The 17,280-nt window shown below is 68.1% G+C and carries 16 protein-coding genes and 1 riboswitch; of the genes, 4 read left to right on the forward strand and 12 right to left on the reverse strand.

Going from position 1 to position 17,280, the window contains the following annotated elements; all coding sequences use genetic code 11:
* Positions 1-40 precede the first annotated feature (40 nt).
* From AB0H78_RS29965 to AB0H78_RS29990, 6 genes are all read right to left on the reverse strand, one after another.
* A complete protein-coding gene (locus AB0H78_RS29965) occupies positions 41-1,402 on the reverse strand; it encodes an aminotransferase class V-fold PLP-dependent enzyme (RefSeq protein WP_363237777.1) in 1,362 nt (453 codons plus the stop codon).
* A 126-nt stretch (positions 1,403-1,528) separates the two neighbouring features.
* Positions 1,529-1,646: riboswitch (SAM riboswitch) on the reverse strand.
* A 152-nt stretch (positions 1,647-1,798) separates the two neighbouring features.
* A complete protein-coding gene (gene trpD / locus AB0H78_RS29970) occupies positions 1,799-2,863 on the reverse strand; it encodes an anthranilate phosphoribosyltransferase (RefSeq protein WP_363237778.1) in 1,065 nt (354 codons plus the stop codon).
* A 122-nt stretch (positions 2,864-2,985) separates the two neighbouring features.
* The gene (locus AB0H78_RS29975; RefSeq protein ID WP_363237779.1) at positions 2,986-4,611 is read right to left on the reverse strand and encodes a ubiquinol-cytochrome c reductase cytochrome b subunit; all 1,626 of its coding nucleotides are present in this window, start codon (positions 4,609-4,611) and stop codon (positions 2,986-2,988) included.
* Positions 4,608-5,663, reverse strand: coding sequence for a Rieske 2Fe-2S domain-containing protein (locus AB0H78_RS29980; protein WP_363237780.1), 1,056 nt, complete (start codon positions 5,661-5,663; stop codon positions 4,608-4,610). The genes AB0H78_RS29975 and AB0H78_RS29980 overlap by 4 nt, the downstream gene beginning before the upstream one ends.
* Positions 5,660-6,469 (reverse strand): c-type cytochrome, encoded by an 810-nt coding sequence (locus AB0H78_RS29985; RefSeq protein WP_363237781.1) that lies wholly within the window; start codon positions 6,467-6,469, stop codon positions 5,660-5,662. The genes AB0H78_RS29980 and AB0H78_RS29985 overlap by 4 nt, the downstream gene beginning before the upstream one ends.
* 62 nt (positions 6,470-6,531) lie before the next feature.
* A complete protein-coding gene (locus AB0H78_RS29990) occupies positions 6,532-7,152 on the reverse strand; it encodes a heme-copper oxidase subunit III (RefSeq protein WP_363237782.1) in 621 nt (206 codons plus the stop codon).
* Between the two features lie 214 nt (positions 7,153-7,366).
* Between AB0H78_RS29990 and AB0H78_RS29995 the strand changes: the two genes are divergently transcribed.
* Positions 7,367-7,768 carry a hypothetical protein gene (locus AB0H78_RS29995; RefSeq protein ID WP_363237783.1) on the forward strand — a complete coding sequence of 134 codons (402 nt, stop codon included), beginning with the start codon at positions 7,367-7,369 and terminating at the stop codon, positions 7,766-7,768.
* 19 nt (positions 7,769-7,787) lie between these two features.
* Here AB0H78_RS29995 and AB0H78_RS30000 read toward each other — a convergent pair whose 3' ends face one another.
* The 4 genes from AB0H78_RS30000 to coxB all read right to left on the reverse strand — a co-directional run bounded on the left by AB0H78_RS30000 (position 7,788) and on the right by coxB (position 12,274).
* Entirely contained in the window at positions 7,788-9,071 is a 1,284-nt protein-coding gene (locus tag AB0H78_RS30000) for an Ig-like domain-containing protein (RefSeq protein ID WP_363237784.1), read from the reverse strand.
* A gap of 109 nt (positions 9,072-9,180) precedes the next feature.
* On the reverse strand, positions 9,181-9,579 hold the full coding sequence (locus tag AB0H78_RS30005) for a cytochrome c oxidase subunit 4 (RefSeq protein ID WP_363237785.1): 399 nt from the start codon (positions 9,577-9,579) through the stop codon (positions 9,181-9,183).
* Entirely contained in the window at positions 9,576-11,309 is a 1,734-nt protein-coding gene (gene ctaD, locus AB0H78_RS30010) for a cytochrome c oxidase subunit I (protein WP_363237786.1), read from the reverse strand. Before ctaD ends, AB0H78_RS30005 begins: the two co-directional genes overlap by 4 nt.
* Positions 11,306-12,274 carry a cytochrome c oxidase subunit II gene (gene coxB, locus AB0H78_RS30015; RefSeq protein WP_363237787.1) on the reverse strand — a complete coding sequence of 323 codons (969 nt, stop codon included), beginning with the start codon at positions 12,272-12,274 and terminating at the stop codon, positions 11,306-11,308. The genes ctaD and coxB overlap by 4 nt, the downstream gene beginning before the upstream one ends.
* Before the next feature lie 281 nt (positions 12,275-12,555).
* Here coxB and AB0H78_RS30020 point away from each other — a divergent pair, with 281 nt between their 5' ends.
* Entirely contained in the window at positions 12,556-13,938 is a 1,383-nt protein-coding gene (locus tag AB0H78_RS30020; RefSeq protein ID WP_363237788.1) for an aminotransferase class V-fold PLP-dependent enzyme, read from the forward strand.
* A gap of 5 nt (positions 13,939-13,943) precedes the next feature.
* Here AB0H78_RS30020 and AB0H78_RS30025 read toward each other — a convergent pair whose 3' ends face one another.
* Entirely contained in the window at positions 13,944-14,921 is a 978-nt protein-coding gene (locus AB0H78_RS30025) for a carbohydrate kinase family protein (RefSeq protein ID WP_363237789.1), read from the reverse strand.
* Positions 14,922-15,052: 131 nt separating this feature from the next.
* On the opposite strand from AB0H78_RS30025, the gene AB0H78_RS30030 reads away from it, so the two are divergent.
* Together AB0H78_RS30030 and AB0H78_RS30035 are read left to right on the forward strand one after the other, a co-directional pair.
* The gene (locus AB0H78_RS30030; RefSeq protein WP_363237790.1) at positions 15,053-15,235 is read left to right on the forward strand and encodes a hypothetical protein; all 183 of its coding nucleotides are present in this window, start codon (positions 15,053-15,055) and stop codon (positions 15,233-15,235) included.
* Between the two features lie 110 nt (positions 15,236-15,345).
* The gene (locus tag AB0H78_RS30035; protein WP_363237791.1) at positions 15,346-16,767 is read left to right on the forward strand and encodes a hypothetical protein; all 1,422 of its coding nucleotides are present in this window, start codon (positions 15,346-15,348) and stop codon (positions 16,765-16,767) included.
* A 75-nt stretch (positions 16,768-16,842) separates the two neighbouring features.
* Here AB0H78_RS30035 and AB0H78_RS30040 read toward each other — a convergent pair whose 3' ends face one another.
* Positions 16,843-17,202 carry an iron-sulfur cluster assembly accessory protein gene (locus AB0H78_RS30040; protein WP_206963115.1) on the reverse strand — a complete coding sequence of 120 codons (360 nt, stop codon included), beginning with the start codon at positions 17,200-17,202 and terminating at the stop codon, positions 16,843-16,845.
* Between the last annotated feature and the right edge of the window lie 78 nt (positions 17,203-17,280).

Here is a 17,280-nt window from a genome sequence, read left to right on the forward strand (position 1 = left end):
CCCGGCAGCGCTGCCGGGGCCTTCGTCGTGAGCTGTGCGATCACACCGCGGGGACGCAACGCCCGCCTTCCGTACGGTAGTTCCAGCGCGCGCCGTCGCGCACCAGCTCCTTGACCGCGCGGACGAACCGCTCCACGTGCTCGTCGGGGGTGCCCGCGCCGAAGCTCACCCGGATCGCGTTGAGCGAGCGCTCGCCCGGCTCGGCCTCGGGGGCGCCGCACTCGCCCGGGTCCTGCGGGTCGCTGCCGAGGAGGGTGCGGACCAGCGGGTGGGCGCAGAAGAGGCCGTCGCGTACGCCGATGCCGTACTCGGCGGAGAGGGCCGCGGCGAAGTGCGAGCTGTTCCAGCCCTCGACCACGAAGGAGATGACGCCGACCCGCGGGGCGTCGTCGCCGAAGAGGGAGAGCACCTTGACCGCGTCGACCTCGGCGAGGCGCTCGCGGACCTTGGCCACGAGGGCCTGCTCGCGCTCGACGAGCGAGTCGAAGCCGGCCTCGGTGAGCGCCTTGCAGGCGGAGGCGATGGAGTAGACGCCGATCACGTTCGGGGATCCGGCCTCGTGGCGGGCGGCCGTGGTGTGCCACTCGACGTCCACACCGCCGTCGGTGCGGCGCGCGACCTTGCGCGAGGCGCCGCCGCCCGCGAGGTAGGGCTCGGCCTCGGTCAGCCAGTCGGAGCGCCCGGCGAGGACACCCGAGCCGAAGGGCGCGTACAGCTTGTGACCGGAGAAGGCGACCCAGTCGACGTCCAACTCCGCGATGTCCACGGGGTGATGGGGCGCGAGCTGCGCCGCGTCCAGGACGATGCGCGCACCGTGGGCGTGCGCGGCGGCGGCCAGCTCCTTCACGGGCCACAGCTCGCCGGTGACATTCGACGCCCCGGTCACGCACACCAGAGCCGGGCCGTAGGGGTCGCGGTCGGCGAGCGCGCGCTCCAGCGTCTCGACGGCCTGCTGCGGGGTGCGGGGTGCGTTGAGGTACGTGACCTGCGCGTCGCGCCAGGGCAGCAGGGACGCGTGGTGCTCGGTCTCGAAGACGAAGACCTGGCAGCCGGCGGGGACGACCGCGGCCAGCAGGTTCAGCGAGTCGGTGGTGGAGCGGGTGAAGACGACCTGGTCGTCCTCGCGGCAGCCGAGAAACTCCGCGACGACCGTGCGGCTGTTCTCGAAGAGGTCGGTGGAGAGCTGCGAGAGGTACCCGGCGCCGCGGTGCACGCTGCCGTAGTACGGGGCGTAGGCCGCCACGTCGTCCCAGACGCGCTGCAGGGCCGGGGCGCTGGCCGCGTAGTCGAGAGCCGCGTAGCTCACCTCGCCGCCCGTCACGAGCGGGACCGACACATCTCGCCCAAGCACGGGCAGAGGGGCACAAACCGACGAATCGACGACAGCACTGGAGACAGACATGACGAACTCCCGGGAATGGCAGGCGAGATGAAGCGAAAAAGGGTGTGCGGGAAGAGGGGCTGCTGCCCTATCGCATTCGCTGAACCACGGAAGAAACTCCCTCGGAAACCAGGACCCCTGGCGAGGGATCCGCGCTTGCCACAGACGTTGCTGTCTGCGGCCTGGTCTTCACTCAGGGCACCCCGCCACGGAAGGAGGGTTGCCGGACAGCGGGCTGAGGCCGAAATCGCTGTCACTCATGACCTGCCGAGAATCCTGCCACAAGCGCGGAGGCACGCAAGGCGCAGTCCGTAATCTGGACTGCGCCCTACGTCACACCACACCCGTGTTTAGGGGGTGTCCGGCGGATCATGCCGCGGTCGCCCATCGCAGGCGACCTGATCCGCCGGACACCCCCTACGCGTTGCTGGCGGCGACCCATCGCTCCAGGGCCTTGCGCGCCGCCCCCGAGTCGATGGACTCCGCGGCCTTCGCCATCCCCGCGGCGATCTGCTCGCTCAGGGTGCCGTCCCCGGGCTCCAGCGCGACGAGCGCGGCCGCCGAGTTGAGCAGGACCGCATCCCGCACGGGGCCGCCCTCCCCGTCGAGGAGCCGCAGGGCGACCTCCGCGTTGTACGAGGGGTCCCCGCCCTTCAGCGCCTCCACCTGCACCAGCTCGATGCCGACGTCCCGAGGGTCGAAGGCTTCCCGGCGAACGGAGCCGTCCCGTACGACCCACACCGTGGACGTCGCGGTCGTCGTCAGCTCGTCCATGCCGTCGTCACCGCGGAAGACCAGCGAGGAATTGCCCCGCTCGGCCAGCACCCCGGCCACGATGGGCGCCATCCGGGCGTCTGCGACGCCCACGGCCTGGGACTTCACCTGGGCCGGATTGGTCAGCGGACCCAGCAGATTGAAGGTGGTACGGATCCCCAGCTCCCGCCGGGCACTGGCCACATGGCGCAGCGCCGGGTGGAACTTCACGGCGAAGCAGAAGGTGATCCCCGCCTCTTCCGCGACCTCGACCACCCGCTTCGGTGTCAGCTGCAGATTGACGCCGAGCTTCTCCAGTACGTCCGAGGCGCCCGAGGCGCTGGAGGCGGCACGGTTGCCGTGCTTGACGACCTTCGCCCCGGTCCCGGCCACCACGACCGCCGACATGGTGGAGATGTTGACGGTCTTGAAGCCGTCGCCGCCGGTCCCCACGATGTCCACGCTGGGCCCGGAGACCTCGATGAGATTGGCGTGCGCGTACATGGTCCGTACGAGCCCGGCGATCTCCTCCACGGTCTCGCCCTTGGCCCGCAGCGCCACCGCGAACCCGGCGATCTGGGCGTCCGTCGCCTCGCCGGTCATGATCCGGTCCATGGCCCAGGCAGTGGCATCCGCGCTCTGGTCGGTGCCGTTCAGCAGAGCGTCGAGCACGCCCGGCCAGGAGTAGGCCGCCACGCTGTCGCCGCCAACCGGGGTCACAACGTTCATGGTCCGCTCCAGGGGGTCCACAGCCGAATAGGGATACGACCACCTTATCCAGCCCCGAGGGCAGCGAAGAGCCCCCGTCCATCGGATGGACGGGGGCTCCAGCTGTGGCGAAGCGAAGGGGATCAGTGGTGGCCGTGGCCGCTGGTGATCTCCTGGTACTCCTCTGCGGTGGGCTTCTCGATCTGGCTCTCGCCGCCGTAGTAGCCGTTGCTCAGCCTGGCCTTGAGCTTCTGCAGACGCGAGACCTTGCGCTCGACACCGTTCTCGTCGACCGTCGGGCCGATCTCGAGCGGCTTGTACTGCTCGTGCGCGGTGAGCGTGTGCATCTGCGCCGGCTTGAGCGGCTCGTGGATCTCCACGAACTCACCGTGCGGCAGGCGCTTGATGACACCGGACTCGCGTCCGTGCAGCACCTTGTCGCGGTCGCGGCGCTGCAGACCCAGGCACCACCGCTTGGTGAAGATGAACACGAGGACCGGTCCGGCGAACATGAAGATCCGGACGAACCAGGTGATCGAGTTGATCGACAGGTGGAAGTGCGTCGCCCAGAGGTCGTTGCCGCCACCGACGAGCAGGATCAGATACAGCGAGATCCAGGCTGCACCGAAAGCGGTACGCGTAGGAACGTTGCGCGGGCGGTCCAGGATGTGGTGCTCGCGCTTGTCGCCGGTGACCCAGGCCTCGAGGAACGGGTAGACCGCGATCGCGACCAGGACCAGCGGGAAGATCACGATCGGGATGAACACACCCAGTACGAGGGTGTGGCCCCAGGCGTTGATCTCCCAGCCCGGCATGATGCGGACCAGTCCTTCGGAGAAGCCCATGTACCAGTCCGGCTGGGCGCCCGTGGACACCTGGTCGGGCCGGTAGGGGCCCATCGCCCAGATCGGGTTGATCGAGGCGACCGCCGCGATGACCGCGATGACACCGAAGACCAGGAAGAAGAAGCCTCCGGCCTTGGCCATGTAGACCGGCAGCAGGGGCATGCCGACGACGTTGTTGTTCGTGCGTCCGGGACCCGCGAACTGCGTGTGCTTGTGGTAGAAGACCAGGATCAGGTGCGCCACCAGCAGGCCGAGCATGATGCCCGGCAGCAGCAGGACGTGGACCGAGTAGAACCGGGCGACGAAGTCACCGCCGGGGAACTCCCCGCCGTACAGGAACATCGCCAGGTACGAACCCACGACCGGGATGGAGAGCAGCACGCCCTCCATGAACCGGACACCCGTACCGGAGAGCAGGTCGTCCGGGAGGGAGTAGCCGGTGAACCCGGTGAACATGCCGAGCATGAACAGCAGGAAGCCGAACAGCCAGTTGACCTCGCGCGGCTTGCGGAAGGCGCCCGTGAAGAAGACGCGCATCATGTGCACGAGCATGCCGGCCAGGAAGATCAGCGCGGCCCAGTGGTGGATCTGCCGGATGAGCAGACCGCCGCGGACCTCGAAGCTGATGTTCATGGTCGAGGCGTAGGCCTCGGACATGCGCACACCCTGGAGCGGTGCGTACGGGCCGTGGTACACGACCTCGTTCATGCTCGGGTGGAAGAACAGCGTCAGGTACACACCCGTGAGGATGATGATGATGAAGCTGTAGAGGCAGATCTCACCGAGCATGAAGGACCAGTGGTCCGGGAAGATCTTGCGCATGTTGGACTTGGCCAGGCCGTAGATGCCAAGGCGTCCGTCGGCCCAGTCTGCGACCCGCTCACCGGCGGGCGCTTTGCGCTGTGTATCCGTCACGGTGCTCATCCGCGCTCCCAGAAGGCAGGACCGACGGGCTCTGCGAAGTCGCCGAGCGCTTCGAGGTTCCCCTCGCCGTTGACGCCGATCCGCAGCTGCGGAAGGGCGTGACCGGCCGGGCCGAAGATGACGCGTGCGCCGTCGGACAGGTCGAATGTGGACTGGTGGCACGGGCAGAGCACGTGGTGCGTCTGCTGCTCGTACAGGCTGATCGGGCAGCCGACGTGGGTGCAGATCTTGGAGTACGCGACGATGCCCTCGTGGGCCCACTCGCGTTCCTGCTTGTCCTTGATGTCCTCCGGCTGAATGCGGACGATCATCAGGGCGGCCTTGGCGATCTGCGTCTGGAAGTCCTCGTCGCTCTCTTCCAGACCCTCGGGCATGGCGAACGTCAGCGAACCGACGGCGACGTCCTCAGGACGCAGCGGCTCGTTGGTGTTCATGTTGATGAGGACCTTGCCCTTGGCCCACAGGGTGGTGCGGAGCTTCTTCTCCGGCAGCGGACCCAGGTCGCGCAGCAGCATCACACCGGCGAGCGGCACCATGGCCATCGCACCGAACATCGTGTTGCGGATGAGCTTGCGCCGGCCGAAGCCGGACTCCTCGGCACCCTGCTTGAAGTCCGCGAGGACCTGCGCCTTGGTCTCGGCGTCCGCCTCGATCGGGTGGCGCTCGGCCGGCGTCTCGACGTCCGACATCAGGGTGCGGGCCCAGTGGACCGCTCCCGCGCCGATGCAGAAGAGCGCCACGCCCAGGGTCAGACCCAGGGAGAAGTTGAGCGCGCTCACATGCCCGAACGGGAAGATGTAGACGATCTTGTCGACCGGGAACGCCACGTACGACGCGATGAACGCGATCGTGGCGATCATGGACAAGGTGAACAGGAACGCGACCACGCGCTCGGAGCGCCGGGCGGCCCGCTCGTCGATGTCCTGGACGCGCGGCCGGTGGGCCGGCAGTCCCGGGTCGGCGAACGGATTGTCCGCACGCTCCACCGAGCCGTGCTCGCCTTCGCCCTGCGCGCTCGGCAGGTTCTCTTCGGAATTCTCGTTGCTACTCATGACTTCTTGGCCTTAGCGGTGTGGGCCGCGACCCAGATGGCTACTGCGATGAGCGCACCCAGACCGAAGATCCAGCCGAACAGACCCTCGCTGACCGGACCGAGGCCGCCCAGCTTGAGGCCGCCCTGGCTGGCGGAATTGTCACCGTTGACGGTCTTGATGTACGCGATGATGTCCTGCTTGTTCTTCTCCGGCATCGTCGTGTCGGGGAAGGACGGCATGTTCTGCGGGCCGGTCTGCATGGCCTCGTAGATGTGCTTCGCGTCCACGCCTTCCAGGCTCGGAGCGAACTTGCCGTTGGTCAGCGCGCCGCCCTCGCCGGTGAAGTTGTGGCACTGGGCACAGTTGGTACGGAACAGGTCACCGCCCTTGGCGATGTCCGCGCCGGACGCGTCGTACTGCGATTCCTTCGGCGCGATGGGGCCGGCGCCGAGAGAGGCCACGTACGCGGCGAGCTGATCGATCTCAGCCTGCGAGTAGATGACCTTCTTCTTCGGCACCTGGGCGCCGGGCTGCTGGGCAGGCATACGGCCGGTGCCGACCTGGAAGTCCACGGCGGCAGAGCCGACGCCGACCAGGCTGGGACCGTCCGAGGTGCCCTGACCACCGGTTCCGTGGCAGCTTGCGCAGCCGACGGAGTAGAGCTTCTTGCCTTCGTCGATGGCAAGCGACTGTTCGGCCACCTGGGCTTGAGCCGTGCCTGCGGGCGCGAACGCGGCGTACAGCCCCCCGGTGGCCGCCAGCGCGAAGAGTAGGACGACGACCGCCGCCAGCGGATGGCGTCGTCGTGCGGAGAGCTTTTTCACGGATTACCCCGGTGTCAGGATCTTCTGCGTCGGTGAGCGGAGTGTCTCGGGCTTGGGCCCGGTTACTTGATCAGGTAGATCGTGGCGAACAGGCCGATCCACACGACATCGACGAAGTGCCAGTAGTAGGACACGACGATGGCTGCGGTGGCCTGCTCGTGAGTGAATCTCTTGGCTGCGTATGTCCTGCCGAGTACGAACAGGAAGGCGATCAGACCGCCCGTCACATGCATGCCGTGGAAGCCGGTCGTCAGATAGAACACCGAGCCGTACGGATCGGAGGACAGCGAGAGGCCGTCCTCCTTCACCAGCTCGGTGTACTCGAAGATCTGGCCTCCGATGAAGATCGCACCCATCACGAACGTGATCATGAACCAGGTGCGGAGCTTCTTCACATCGCCCCGCTCCGCGGCGAATACGCCGAGCTGGCACGTGAGGGAGGAGAGCACAAGGATCGTGGTGTTCGTCGCCGAGAACGGAACGTTCAGCGAGGACGCCATTTCCTTCCAGTGCTCTGGCCCGGTCACCGATCGCAGGGTGAAGTACATCGCGAAGAGGGCCGCGAAGAACATCAGCTCGGAACTCAACCAGATGATGGTTCCGACGCTGGTGAGGTTCGGTCGATTGACCGACGGGTGCGCGTGCCCGGTTTCTACTGTCGTTGCTGTCGCCACGACCGACATTATGTCGGTCGCTTATCCCGCCCTCACCCTGGGGGGTGCCGTTCGGTGTGTCAGGGCCGTGTGTCCTGCCCGAACGGCCCATCGGAAGCCGCCCCGAACCGGTGTTGACGAGGTGTCCGGCGGAGTAGCATCCGCGCCAGGGTTCGTGCCCAACGAGCCCTGCTGGCACCGCATACACCGCATGCACCGAAGACACCGCCGTCACGGAGGAACAATGCAGCCGAGCGCCACGGTCCTGGTCTACAGCGACGACGCGAACACCCGCGAACAGGTGCGTCTTGCGGCGGGTCGCAGGCCGGCCGCCGACGTTCCCCCGGTGGAGTTCCTCGAGTGCGCCACGCTGGACGCGGTCCTGACCGCGCTGGACCGCGGCGGGATCGACGTCTGTGTCCTGGACGGCGAGGCGGTCCCCGCGGGCGGCATGGGCGTCTGCCGGCAGATCAAGGACGAGGTCTTCAACTGCCCGCCCGTGCTGCTGCTGATGGGACGCCCGCAGGACGCCTGGCTGGCCACCTGGAGCCGCGCGGAGGCGGCGGTGACCCTTCCGGTCGAGCCGGTGGAGTTCGCCGGCACACTGGCCGCGCTGTTGCGCAGCGAGTCCGCCGTACGGGCCTGAGCACCCCACCGGCTGCGCGTCAGGCCGCGGTCGGCCGCAGCCGGGCGGACCCCGCGGAATCCTCCGTCTCCTCGGGCGCCGCGGGGTCGGTGCTGTGCTGCGCACCGCCGTTGAGGGCGCTGCCCGTACGCCACTTGGCCCAGGAGACGTTCCAGTCGCCGAAGCCGTTGTCGAACGGCGTCATCGTGTCGCCCGCGCTGTTGATGACCGAGACCAGGTCGCCGGGGCGGAAGTTGTTGAAGAACCAGGCCGCGTTGTCGGTGCTCATTCCCGTGCAGCCGTGGCTGACGTTGTCGTACCCCTGGGATCCGACGGACCACGGGGCGGCGTGGACGTACTCGCCGCTCCATGTGACGCGCGTCGCGTAGTAGACCGGCAGGTCGTAGGAGTCGGAACTGCCCTCGGCGATACCGATGCTGGTTCCGCGCATCTGTACGTAGTACTCCTTGCCCAGCACGACCTTGACGCCGTTTCGGGTGGAGTATCCGGGCTTGCCCGTGGTGATCGGAATGGTGTTGATCACGTTCCCGTTCCGCTTCACCGTCATGTAGTGCGACCCGGAGTCCGTGACGGCCTCCATGCGGTCACCGGTGGTGATCTTCAGCGGCTTCGCGGGACCGCCGTAGAGCTTGCCGTCGACCTTGATGCCGTCGAGGTTGCTGTGGACGTTGATGGTGGCGTGCGCCGGCCAGTACGACTTGGGGCGGTAGTGCAGGAGGTTGTCGTCCACCCAGTACCAGGCGCCGTCGGCGGACGGCGACGACTCGACCCGCAGCGCACGCTCCACGACGGCCCTGGCGGCAGGGGACTTGACCTTGGCGCTGAGCTGGGCGGTGATGGGCTGTCCGACGCCGTACGTGCCGCCCTCGGGACCGAAGGTGACCTGCAGCCGGTTGGACGCGGAGGCGGTGTCGAACGTCATGGTCCGCAGGCCCGGGGCGCCGTCCTGGTCCTCGGTGCCGACCTTGACCGTGTAGTGGGCGTCTGCGGCCAGCGGAGCGGTGGAGTGCCACCTGCTGCCGTCGGCGGAGAGCTCGCCCGCCAGATAGCGTCCTGAGGCGTCTGTGGCGGTCACATCGGTGATGCGGCCGTCCGTGCCCCTGGCGGTGATCTCCAGGGGCTTGTCGGGACTGGTCTTCCCGGCGCCCGCGGGTCCGTTGAAGGAGACCTGGTCCGCGGCGTCGTACGGCTTGGCGGAGAGCGGGTTGGCGTCGGACCCTGCGCACGCGGTCGCTGAAACTGCCAGGGACGCGACCAGCACGGTGCAGCTCAGGACCGTTCGGATTCGAGGTGCGTGGCTCATGGGCTCACGTTATGAAGGTCCGTCAGATCCGGCGCGCTGGGTGACTGCAAACGAGGGGCCCGGCCACCTGAAACGGTGACCGGGCCCCTCGTCGTACGTGGAACAGGTGCTACTGGTTCTGGTTCTCGCCGCGGTAGAACTCGAAGACCCAGCCGAAGAGACCGACCATGATCAGCGGTGCGGAGAAGTACAGCAGCCACCAGCCCATGGCGACCGCCAGGAAGGCGAGTGCGCCACCGACGGCCAGCGAGAGCGGCTGCCAGCTGTGCGGGGCGAAGAAGCCCAGCTCACCGGCATCGTCCGCGACGTCCGCGTCCTTGTTGTCCTGAGCCGACGCATCCATCCGCCTGGCCGTGAAGGCCAGGTAGAAGCCGATCATGACGCTCAGGCCGAAGGCCATGAAGAGCGCCGTGGTACCCGCGGCCTCCTTCGACCAGACGCCGTAGACGACCGCCATGGCGAGGATGAAGAAGCTCAGCCACAGGAACATCTTTCCCTGGACCTTCACTTGCCGACCACCTTTCCGCCGAGCAGCGCGGTGTCCTTCTGACCGTGGTTCTCGAGCTGGTCGAGAGCCGCGATCTCCGGGTGGTGCAGGTCGAATGCCGGGGATTCACTGCGGATCCGCGGCAGGGTGAGGAAGTTGTGCCGCGGCGGCGGGCAGGACGTCGCCCACTCGAGCGAGCGGCCGTAGCCCCACGGGTCGTCGACTTCGACCTTCTTGCCGTACTTGGCGGTCTTCCACACGTTGTAGAGGAACGGCAGCATGGAAAGGCCGAGCAGGAACGAGGAGATCGTCGAGATGGTGTTCAGGGCGGTGAACCCGTCGGCCGCCAGGTAGTCGGCGTAACGACGCGGCATGCCCTCGACACCCAGCCAGTGCTGCACCAGGAACGTGCCGTGGAAGCCCACGAACAGCGTCCAGAAGGTGATCTTGCCGAGCCGCTCGTCCAGCATCTTGCCCGTGAACTTCGGCCACCAGAAGTGGAATCCGGAGAACATCGCGAACACCACGGTGCCGAAGATGACGTAGTGGAAGTGCGCGACCACGAAGTACGAGTCCGAGACGTGGAAGTCCATCGGGGGCGAGGCCAGGATGACGCCGGTCAGACCACCGAAGGTGAAGGTGATCAGGAAGCCGACGGCCCAGAGCATCGGTGTCTCGAAGGACAGTGAGCCCTTCCACATCGTGCCGATCCAGTTGAAGAACTTCACGCCTGTTGGGACGGCGATCAGGAACGTCATGAAGGAGAAGAACGGCAGGAGCACTCCGCCGGTGACGTACATGTGGTGGGCCCACACGGTCACGGACAGGCCGGCGATCGCAATGGTTGCTCCGATGAGGCCGATGTAACCGAACATCGGCTTTCTGGAGAACACTGGGATCACTTCGGAAATGATTCCGAAGAATGGTAGGGCGATGATGTACACCTCTGGATGGCCGAAGAACCAGAAGAGGTGTTGCCATAGCAATGCCCCGCCATTGGCGGAGTCGAATACATGCGCTCCGAACTTGCGGTCCGCCTCCAGCGCGAAGAGCGCGGCGGCGAGCACCGGGAAGGCCAGCAGGACCAGAACACCGGTCAGCAGGACGTTCCACACGAAGATCGGCATACGGAACATCGTCATGCCAGGGGCGCGCATGCAGATGATCGTGGTGATGAAGTTGACCGAGCCGAGGATCGTGCCGAAGCCGGAGAAGGCCAGACCCATGATCCACATGTCGGCGCCGACGCCCGGTGAGCGGACCGCGTCCGACAGCGGGGAGTAGGCGAACCAGCCGAAGTCGGCCGCGCCCTGCGGGGTGAGGAAGCCACCGACCGCGATGAGTGAGCCGAAGAGGTACAGCCAGTACGCGAACATGTTCAGCCGCGGGAACGCCACGTCGGGCGCACCGATCTGCAGCGGCATGATCCAGTTCGCGAATCCGGCGAACAGCGGCGTCGCGAACATCAGCAGCATGATCGTGCCGTGCATCGTGAACGCCTGGTTGAACTGCTCGTTCGACATGATCTGCGTGCCGGGGCGGGCGAGTTCGGCGCGCATGAAGAGCGCCATGATCCCGCCGATGCAGAAGAACGCGAACGACGTGACCAGGTACATCGTTCCGATCGTCTTGTGGTCAGTGGTGGTCAGCCAGCTGACGACGATCTTTCCCGGCTCTTTGCGCCGTACCGGCTGCTCGCTCTCGTAGGAGTCTGCTGCCGCGGCACCCTGGGGTTCGTTGAGGATGCTCACAGGTTGTTCGTCTCCGCGTTCTTGGCGTGGCCAGTCTGCGCGATCCCGGCGGGGATGTAGCCGTTCTGGCCCTTCTTCGCCAGGTCCTTGAGGTGCTGCTCGTACCTCTCCTTGGAGACGACCTTCACATTGAAGAGCATCCGGGAGTGGTCGGTGCCGCAGAGCTCGGCGCACTTGCCCTTGAAGGTGCCCTCACGAGAAGGGGTCACCTCGAAGGAGTTGGTGTGGCCCGGGACGACGTCCATCTTCATCAGGAACGGCACCACCCAGAAGTCATGGATGACGTCGCGCGAGGTGAGAACGAAGCGCACCTTCTCGCCCTTCGGCAGCCACAGGGTCGGACCCGGGTTGCCGTTCTGCGGGTTACGAGTGCCCGGGGTGCCGACGTCGTATACGCCTTCGGCGCCGGCCGGGAACTGCTTGAGGAAGCGGTCCGGGATGTCGGCCAGTTCCTTGGACTTGGCGGCGTCGCCTGTTGAAGCGTCGCCGTCGACGTCCTCGACGTAGTTGAAGCCCCAGCTCCACTGGAATCCGACCACGTTGACCGTGACGGCCGGTGTGGTCGGGGAGAGCTTGAGGATCTTCGACTCATCACGCGCGGTGAAGTAGAAGAGCACCGAGACGATGATGAGGGGGACCACGGTGTACAGCGCCTCGATGGGCATGTTGTACCGGGTCTGCGGAGGTACCTCCACCTTGGTGCGGCTGCGCCGGTGGAAGATGACGCTCCAGATGATCAATCCCCACACCAGCACGCCCGTGATGAGCGCTGCCGCCCACGAGCCCTGCCAGAGGGAGAGGATCCGAGGCGCCTCTTCCGTTACCGGGGTGGGCATACCGAGGCGGGGGAAGTCCTTTGATGTGCAACCAGAGGCGGCCGCAAGGACCACGCCCGCGGTCAGCACCTGGAGCAGCTTCCGCCGCATCGGGCGCCGCGACGAGCGGTCGGAGCCGTTGGGACTCACGTAGCGCCTTCCCGAGAGTCTCGCCCGTGCGGCCCTGCGGCCGTCTCTCTCGTCGGTCGCCGGATCCTGCGCGGGCAGGGGTTTGGATGTTTATGCGGACCAAACCCTACTGGAGGCCATTTGGGGTCGCGCGGGGAGGGTGCCCAACGCGCCGTCCGACTCCCCAAAGGGATGGAATCCCCGCTTCCGACGGGTATCTGACGGGCCCTCCCCTTACGGCGGGTACGCGCGCACGCCGGGCGGAGGAGCTGCGGGTGCGCGGCGGGAGTTAGCGTGGCGGCGTGTCCTACTTCGATGCCGCGTCCTCCGCACCCCTGCATCCCGTCGCACGCCAGGCTTTGCAGGCCTCGCTGGACGAGGGATGGGCCGATCCCGCCCGGCTCTACCGGGAGGGCCGGCGCGCCAGACTGCTCCTCGACGCGGCGCGCGAGGCCGCCGCGGAGGCCGTCGGGTGCCGGAGCGACGAACTCGTCTTCACCTCTTCGGGGACGCGCGCCGTGCACGCCGGAATCGCCGGGGCGCTTGCGGGGCGTCGGCGTGTCGGAGCTCATCTGGTGGTCTCGGCGGTCGAGCATTCCTCGGTGCTCCATTCGGCGGCAGCCCATGCGGCGGACGGCGGTTCGGTGACCGAGGTGGCGGTGGGGCGGAGCGGGGCGGTGACCGCTTCCGCGTTCGCCGCGGCCCTGCGCGGGGACACCGCACTGGCCTGCCTTCAGTCCGCCAACCACGAAGTCGGCACCGTGCAGCCCGTCGCCGAGGTGGCCGGGGCCTGCCGGGACGCGGGGGTGCCGCTGCTGGTGGACGCCGCGCAGTCGCTGGCCTGGGGTGCGGTCGACGCGCCCTGGTCGCTGCTCACCGCGAGTGCGCACAAATGGGGCGGACCGGCGGGGGTCGGGCTCCTTGCCGTACGCAAGGGTGTGAGGTTCGCGACGCAAGGCCCGGCGGACGAACGGGAGTCGGGGCGGGCGGCCGGCTTCGAGAACATCCCGGCGATCGTCGCCGCGGCGGCCTCGCTGCGTGCCGTACGGGCCGAGGCCGCGGCCGAATCGGTGCGGCTGCGCGCCCTGGTGGACCGGATCCGGGCGCGGGTGGCCGAGTCCGTGCCGGACGTCGAGGTGGTCGGGGATCCGGTGCGGCGGCTGCCGCATCTCGTCACCTTCTCCTGTCTCTATGTCGACGGGGAGACGCTGCTGCACGAGCTCGACCGGGCCGGTTTCTCGGTGTCCTCCGGGTCCTCGTGCACCAGCTCCACGCTGACGCCCAGTCATGTGCTGAAGGCGATGGGGGTGCTCTCGGAGGGGAACGTGCGGGTGTCGCTGCCGGTGGGGGCCGCCGAGGCCGACGTGGAGCGGTTCCTGGAGGTGCTGCCGGGCGCGGTGGAGGGCGTACGCAAGCAGCTGGGGGCTCCGGTCGCCGGGACCCCCGGGAGCGGCTCCGCGCAGGACCTGGTGGTGGACGCGCTGGGGAAGCTGTGCCCGATTCCGGTGATCGAGCTCGCCAAGGTCATCGGCGACGTACCGGTCGGCGGGGTGGTGACGGTGCTGGCCGACGACGAGGCCGCGCGGCTCGACATCCCGGCCTGGTGCGACATGCGTTCGCAGGAGTACGTGGGAGCGCACCCGGTGGGCGGCGGGACCGCCTACCGGGTGCGGCGCCTGAACTAGACGGCCTAGGCGGCGAGGAAGGGCTCGACCTCGGCCGCCGCCTCGTGGCCGTACGCCTTGGTGAAGCGGTCCATGAAGTGGGCGCGGCGCAGGGTGTATTCCTGGGTGCCGAGCGTCTCGATGACCAGGGTGGCGAGCATGCAGCCGATCTGGGCGGCGCGCTCCAGGCCGACACCCCACGACAGACCGGAGAGGAAGCCGGCGCGGAACGCGTCGCCGACGCCCGTCGGGTCGACCTTGGCGTCCTCCTCGGCGCAGCCGACCTCGATGGGATCGGCGCCGACGGCCTCGATGCGCACGCCGCGCGAGCCGAGCGTGGTGACGCGGTGGCCGACCTTGCCGAGGATCTCCTTGTCGGTCCAGCCGGTCTTCGACTCGATGAGGCCCTTCTCGTACTCGTTGGAGAAGAGGTACGTCGCGCCCTCGAGCAGCGTGCGGATGTCGTCACCCGACATGCGCGCGATCTGCTGGGAGAAGTCCGCGGCGAAGGGGATCGAGCGGGACTTGCACTCCTCGGTGTGCCGGAGCATCGCCTCGGGGTCGTCGGCGCCGATCAGGACCAGGTCCAGGCCGCCCACGCGCTCGGCCACGGAGTGGAGCTCGATCTGGCGGGCCTCGCTCATGGCGCCCGTGTAGAAGGAGCCGATCTGGTTGTGGTCGGCGTCCGTGGTGCAGACGAAGCGCGCGGTGTGCAGGACTTCGGAGATACGGACCGAGCCCGTGTCGACGCCGTGGCGGTCGAGCCAGGCGCGGTACTCGTCGAAGTCCGAGCCGGCCGCGCCGACCAGGATCGGCTTGGTGCCGAGCTGGCCCATGCCGAAGCAGATGTTGGCGCCGACACCGCCGCGCCGCACGTCGAGGTTGTCGACCAGGAAGGAGAGGGAGACCGTGTGCAGCTGATCCGCGACCAGTTGGTCGGCGAAGCGGCCGGGGAAGGTCATGAGGTGGTCGGTGGCGATGGAGCCGGTGACTGCGATGCGCACGGCGAGGACGCTCCTGTGGAGGAGGGAGGTTGACACTTCACGCTACCGGGTCGGCGCGCGTGGGCCGAAGCCGGGAAACTACCTGATAGTAGGGCTTTTTTCGCAGCGTCCCAGGTGCGTACGGTGCGGATATGGCCAACCTCGTAGAACTCAGCCTGATCGAACTGCGCGGTGACTGCGCCCGCATGGCTCCGCACTGGGTCGTGCCCGCTGCCCCGCTGCCCGAACCGGTGCATCCGTCGTTGATTCACGGCATCACCGTGCCGCCCGCCTCCGCCCGTCTGATCGACTCCATGTCGGAGTACGGCGACTGAGGAGCGCGCGAAGGGAACCGTGCGCTCCCCCGCTCCGTCCCACCCGTGTCCCCCGTTGAGGGGAGAAGACGTACGGCACGGAACGGGAAGTACGGACGAAGGAGCGTGCGGTGAGCAGCGAGCGACCCGACAACGACGTGGTGAGCAGCCCCCGGCGGCGATCCCCGCTCGCCGTCACCTCGGTCGCGGCAGCGGTGCTGCTGGCCGGTGGCGGTGGCGCGTACTGGGCGTCGACCGCCTTCGGCGGCGGCGGTGGTACGAAGAGCAGCGCGGCGCCCGATGCGAAGGGGTCCCCTCCCCCGCTGGCGCTCGACAGCGGCGCCTCCCAGGGCGGCTCGCCCGGGATCGCGCCCGGGGAGCCGGATCCGACCGGCGGCCGGACCGTGTACCGGGCGGACGGAAAGCTCCCGGACGGCCCCGACAGTGCGGCGGTCTACCGCGCGCAGGGCACGGTCTCCGCCGATGAGGTGGCGAAGCTCGCCGGGGCGCTCGGGGTTGCGGGCACGCCTCGCCTGGAGGGCACGGTCTGGAAGATGGGGTCCTCGGCGCCGGGGCCGACGCTGCAGGTCAACAGGGCGGCGCCGGGCACCTGGACGTACGCGCGGGCCGGCCGGGGCGAGGTGCCGCCCAGCGGCGAGGGCGCGGCGGTGAGCGAGCAGGCCGCCAAGGCCGCGGCCGCTCCGCTGCTGAAGGCGCTGGGGCAGGACGACGCGAAGCTCGACGCGAGCCAGCTGATGGGCGCCGTACGGGTGGTGAACGCCGAGCCGGTGATCGACGGGCTGCCCACGTATGGCTGGATGACCGGGATCCAGGTGGGCGTAGGCGGCCAACTGGTGGGTGGCAGCGGCCAGTTGAAGCAGCCGGCGAAGGGTGCGGAGTACCCGCTGGTCAGTGCGTCCGATGCGCTGAAGCAACTCAACTCGGGTGATTCCGGGAGCAGTTCAGGCGGTGTCGGCGGGTGCGCCACGGTCGCGCCGCTGGACAAGTTGAACGGGGAGAGCGGCGAGAACCGGCAGAAGGCACAGAGCCCGTGCCGTACGCAGCCCAAGACGCCCCCGCAGACGCTGACGATCAGCGGCGCACGGCTGGGGCTCGCGGTGGAGTTCGTGGACGGGCAGCAGGCGCTCGTGCCGTCGTGGCTCTTCGAGGTGAAACCCGCAGGCGGGGCCCGGCACTTCACCATCACGCACCCCGCGGTGGACCCGAAGTTCATCGCGCCATCGGCCAAGCCCACGGAGGAGCAGAACCATCCGGGTACGGGCACCCACGGCGACGGTCGGCACATCGTGTCCTACTCCGCCGACGGCCGCGAGCTGACCGTGCACTTCTGGGGCGGGGTGTGCAGCACCTACACCGCTCAGGCGAGCGAGGCCGGGTCGGCGGCGCGGGTGACGGTGACGGAGAAGAAGGACAAGGGCCGGGTCTGCATCATGATCGCCAAGGATCTGACGCGGACGGTGACGCTGGAGAAGCCGCTGGGCGACCGTAAGGTCGTGGATGCTGCGAGCGGACAGACGGTCCCGCGGACGTAGCTCCCGCGGCGGCGGTACGGACATGCCGAAGGCGGCGGTCCCGGTTCCCCGGGCCGCCGCCTTCGTGGGCTCCGACTAGCTGAACGAGTCGCCGCAGGCGCAGGACCCCGTGGCGTTCGGGTTGTCGATCGTGAAGCCCTGCTTCTCGATGGTGTCGACGAAGTCGATCGAGGCGCCGCCCAGGTACGGGGCGCTCATGCGGTCGGTGACGACCTTGACGCCGCCGTCGAACTCCTTGGTGACGTCACCGTCGAGCGAGCGCTCGTCGAAGAAGAGCTGGTAGCGGAGGCCGGAGCAGCCGCCGGGCTGGACGGCGACGCGCAGTGCGAGGTCGTCACGGCCTTCCTGGTCGAGCAGGGCCTTGACCTTGCCCGCGGCAGCCTCGGACAGGAGGATGCCGTCGCTGACAGTGGTCTTCTCGTCCGATACGGACATCTGCTTCACTCCCGGGTTGTACGGACTGCTTGCCGACGGTTGCAACCGGCGGGGCCGCGGATTCATTCCGGGCCGAGC

Source organism: Streptomyces sp. NPDC050738, from assembly GCF_040654175.1.
GTDB lineage: Bacteria > Actinomycetota > Actinomycetes > Streptomycetales > Streptomycetaceae > Streptomyces.

Excerpts from the sequence above, each read along its gene's own strand:
- AB0H78_RS29965 (WP_363237777.1), bottom strand. The coding sequence starts at position 1,402 with ATGTCTGTCTCCAGTGCTGTCGTCGATTCGTCGGTTTGTGCCCCTCTG.
- trpD (WP_363237778.1), bottom strand. The coding sequence starts at position 2,863 with ATGAACGTTGTGACCCCGGTTGGCGGCGACAGCGTGGCGGCCTACTCC.
- AB0H78_RS29975 (WP_363237779.1), bottom strand. The coding sequence starts at position 4,611 with ATGAGCACCGTGACGGATACACAGCGCAAAGCGCCCGCCGGTGAGCGG.
- AB0H78_RS29980 (WP_363237780.1), bottom strand. The coding sequence starts at position 5,663 with ATGAGTAGCAACGAGAATTCCGAAGAGAACCTGCCGAGCGCGCAGGGC.
- AB0H78_RS29990 (WP_363237782.1), bottom strand. The coding sequence starts at position 7,152 with ATGTCGGTCGTGGCGACAGCAACGACAGTAGAAACCGGGCACGCGCAC.
- AB0H78_RS29995 (WP_363237783.1), top strand. The coding sequence starts at position 7,367 with ATGCAGCCGAGCGCCACGGTCCTGGTCTACAGCGACGACGCGAACACC.
- AB0H78_RS30000 (WP_363237784.1), bottom strand. The coding sequence starts at position 9,071 with ATGAGCCACGCACCTCGAATCCGAACGGTCCTGAGCTGCACCGTGCTG.
- AB0H78_RS30030 (WP_363237790.1), top strand. The coding sequence starts at position 15,053 with ATGGCCAACCTCGTAGAACTCAGCCTGATCGAACTGCGCGGTGACTGC.
- AB0H78_RS30040 (WP_206963115.1), bottom strand. The coding sequence starts at position 17,202 with ATGTCCGTATCGGACGAGAAGACCACTGTCAGCGACGGCATCCTCCTG.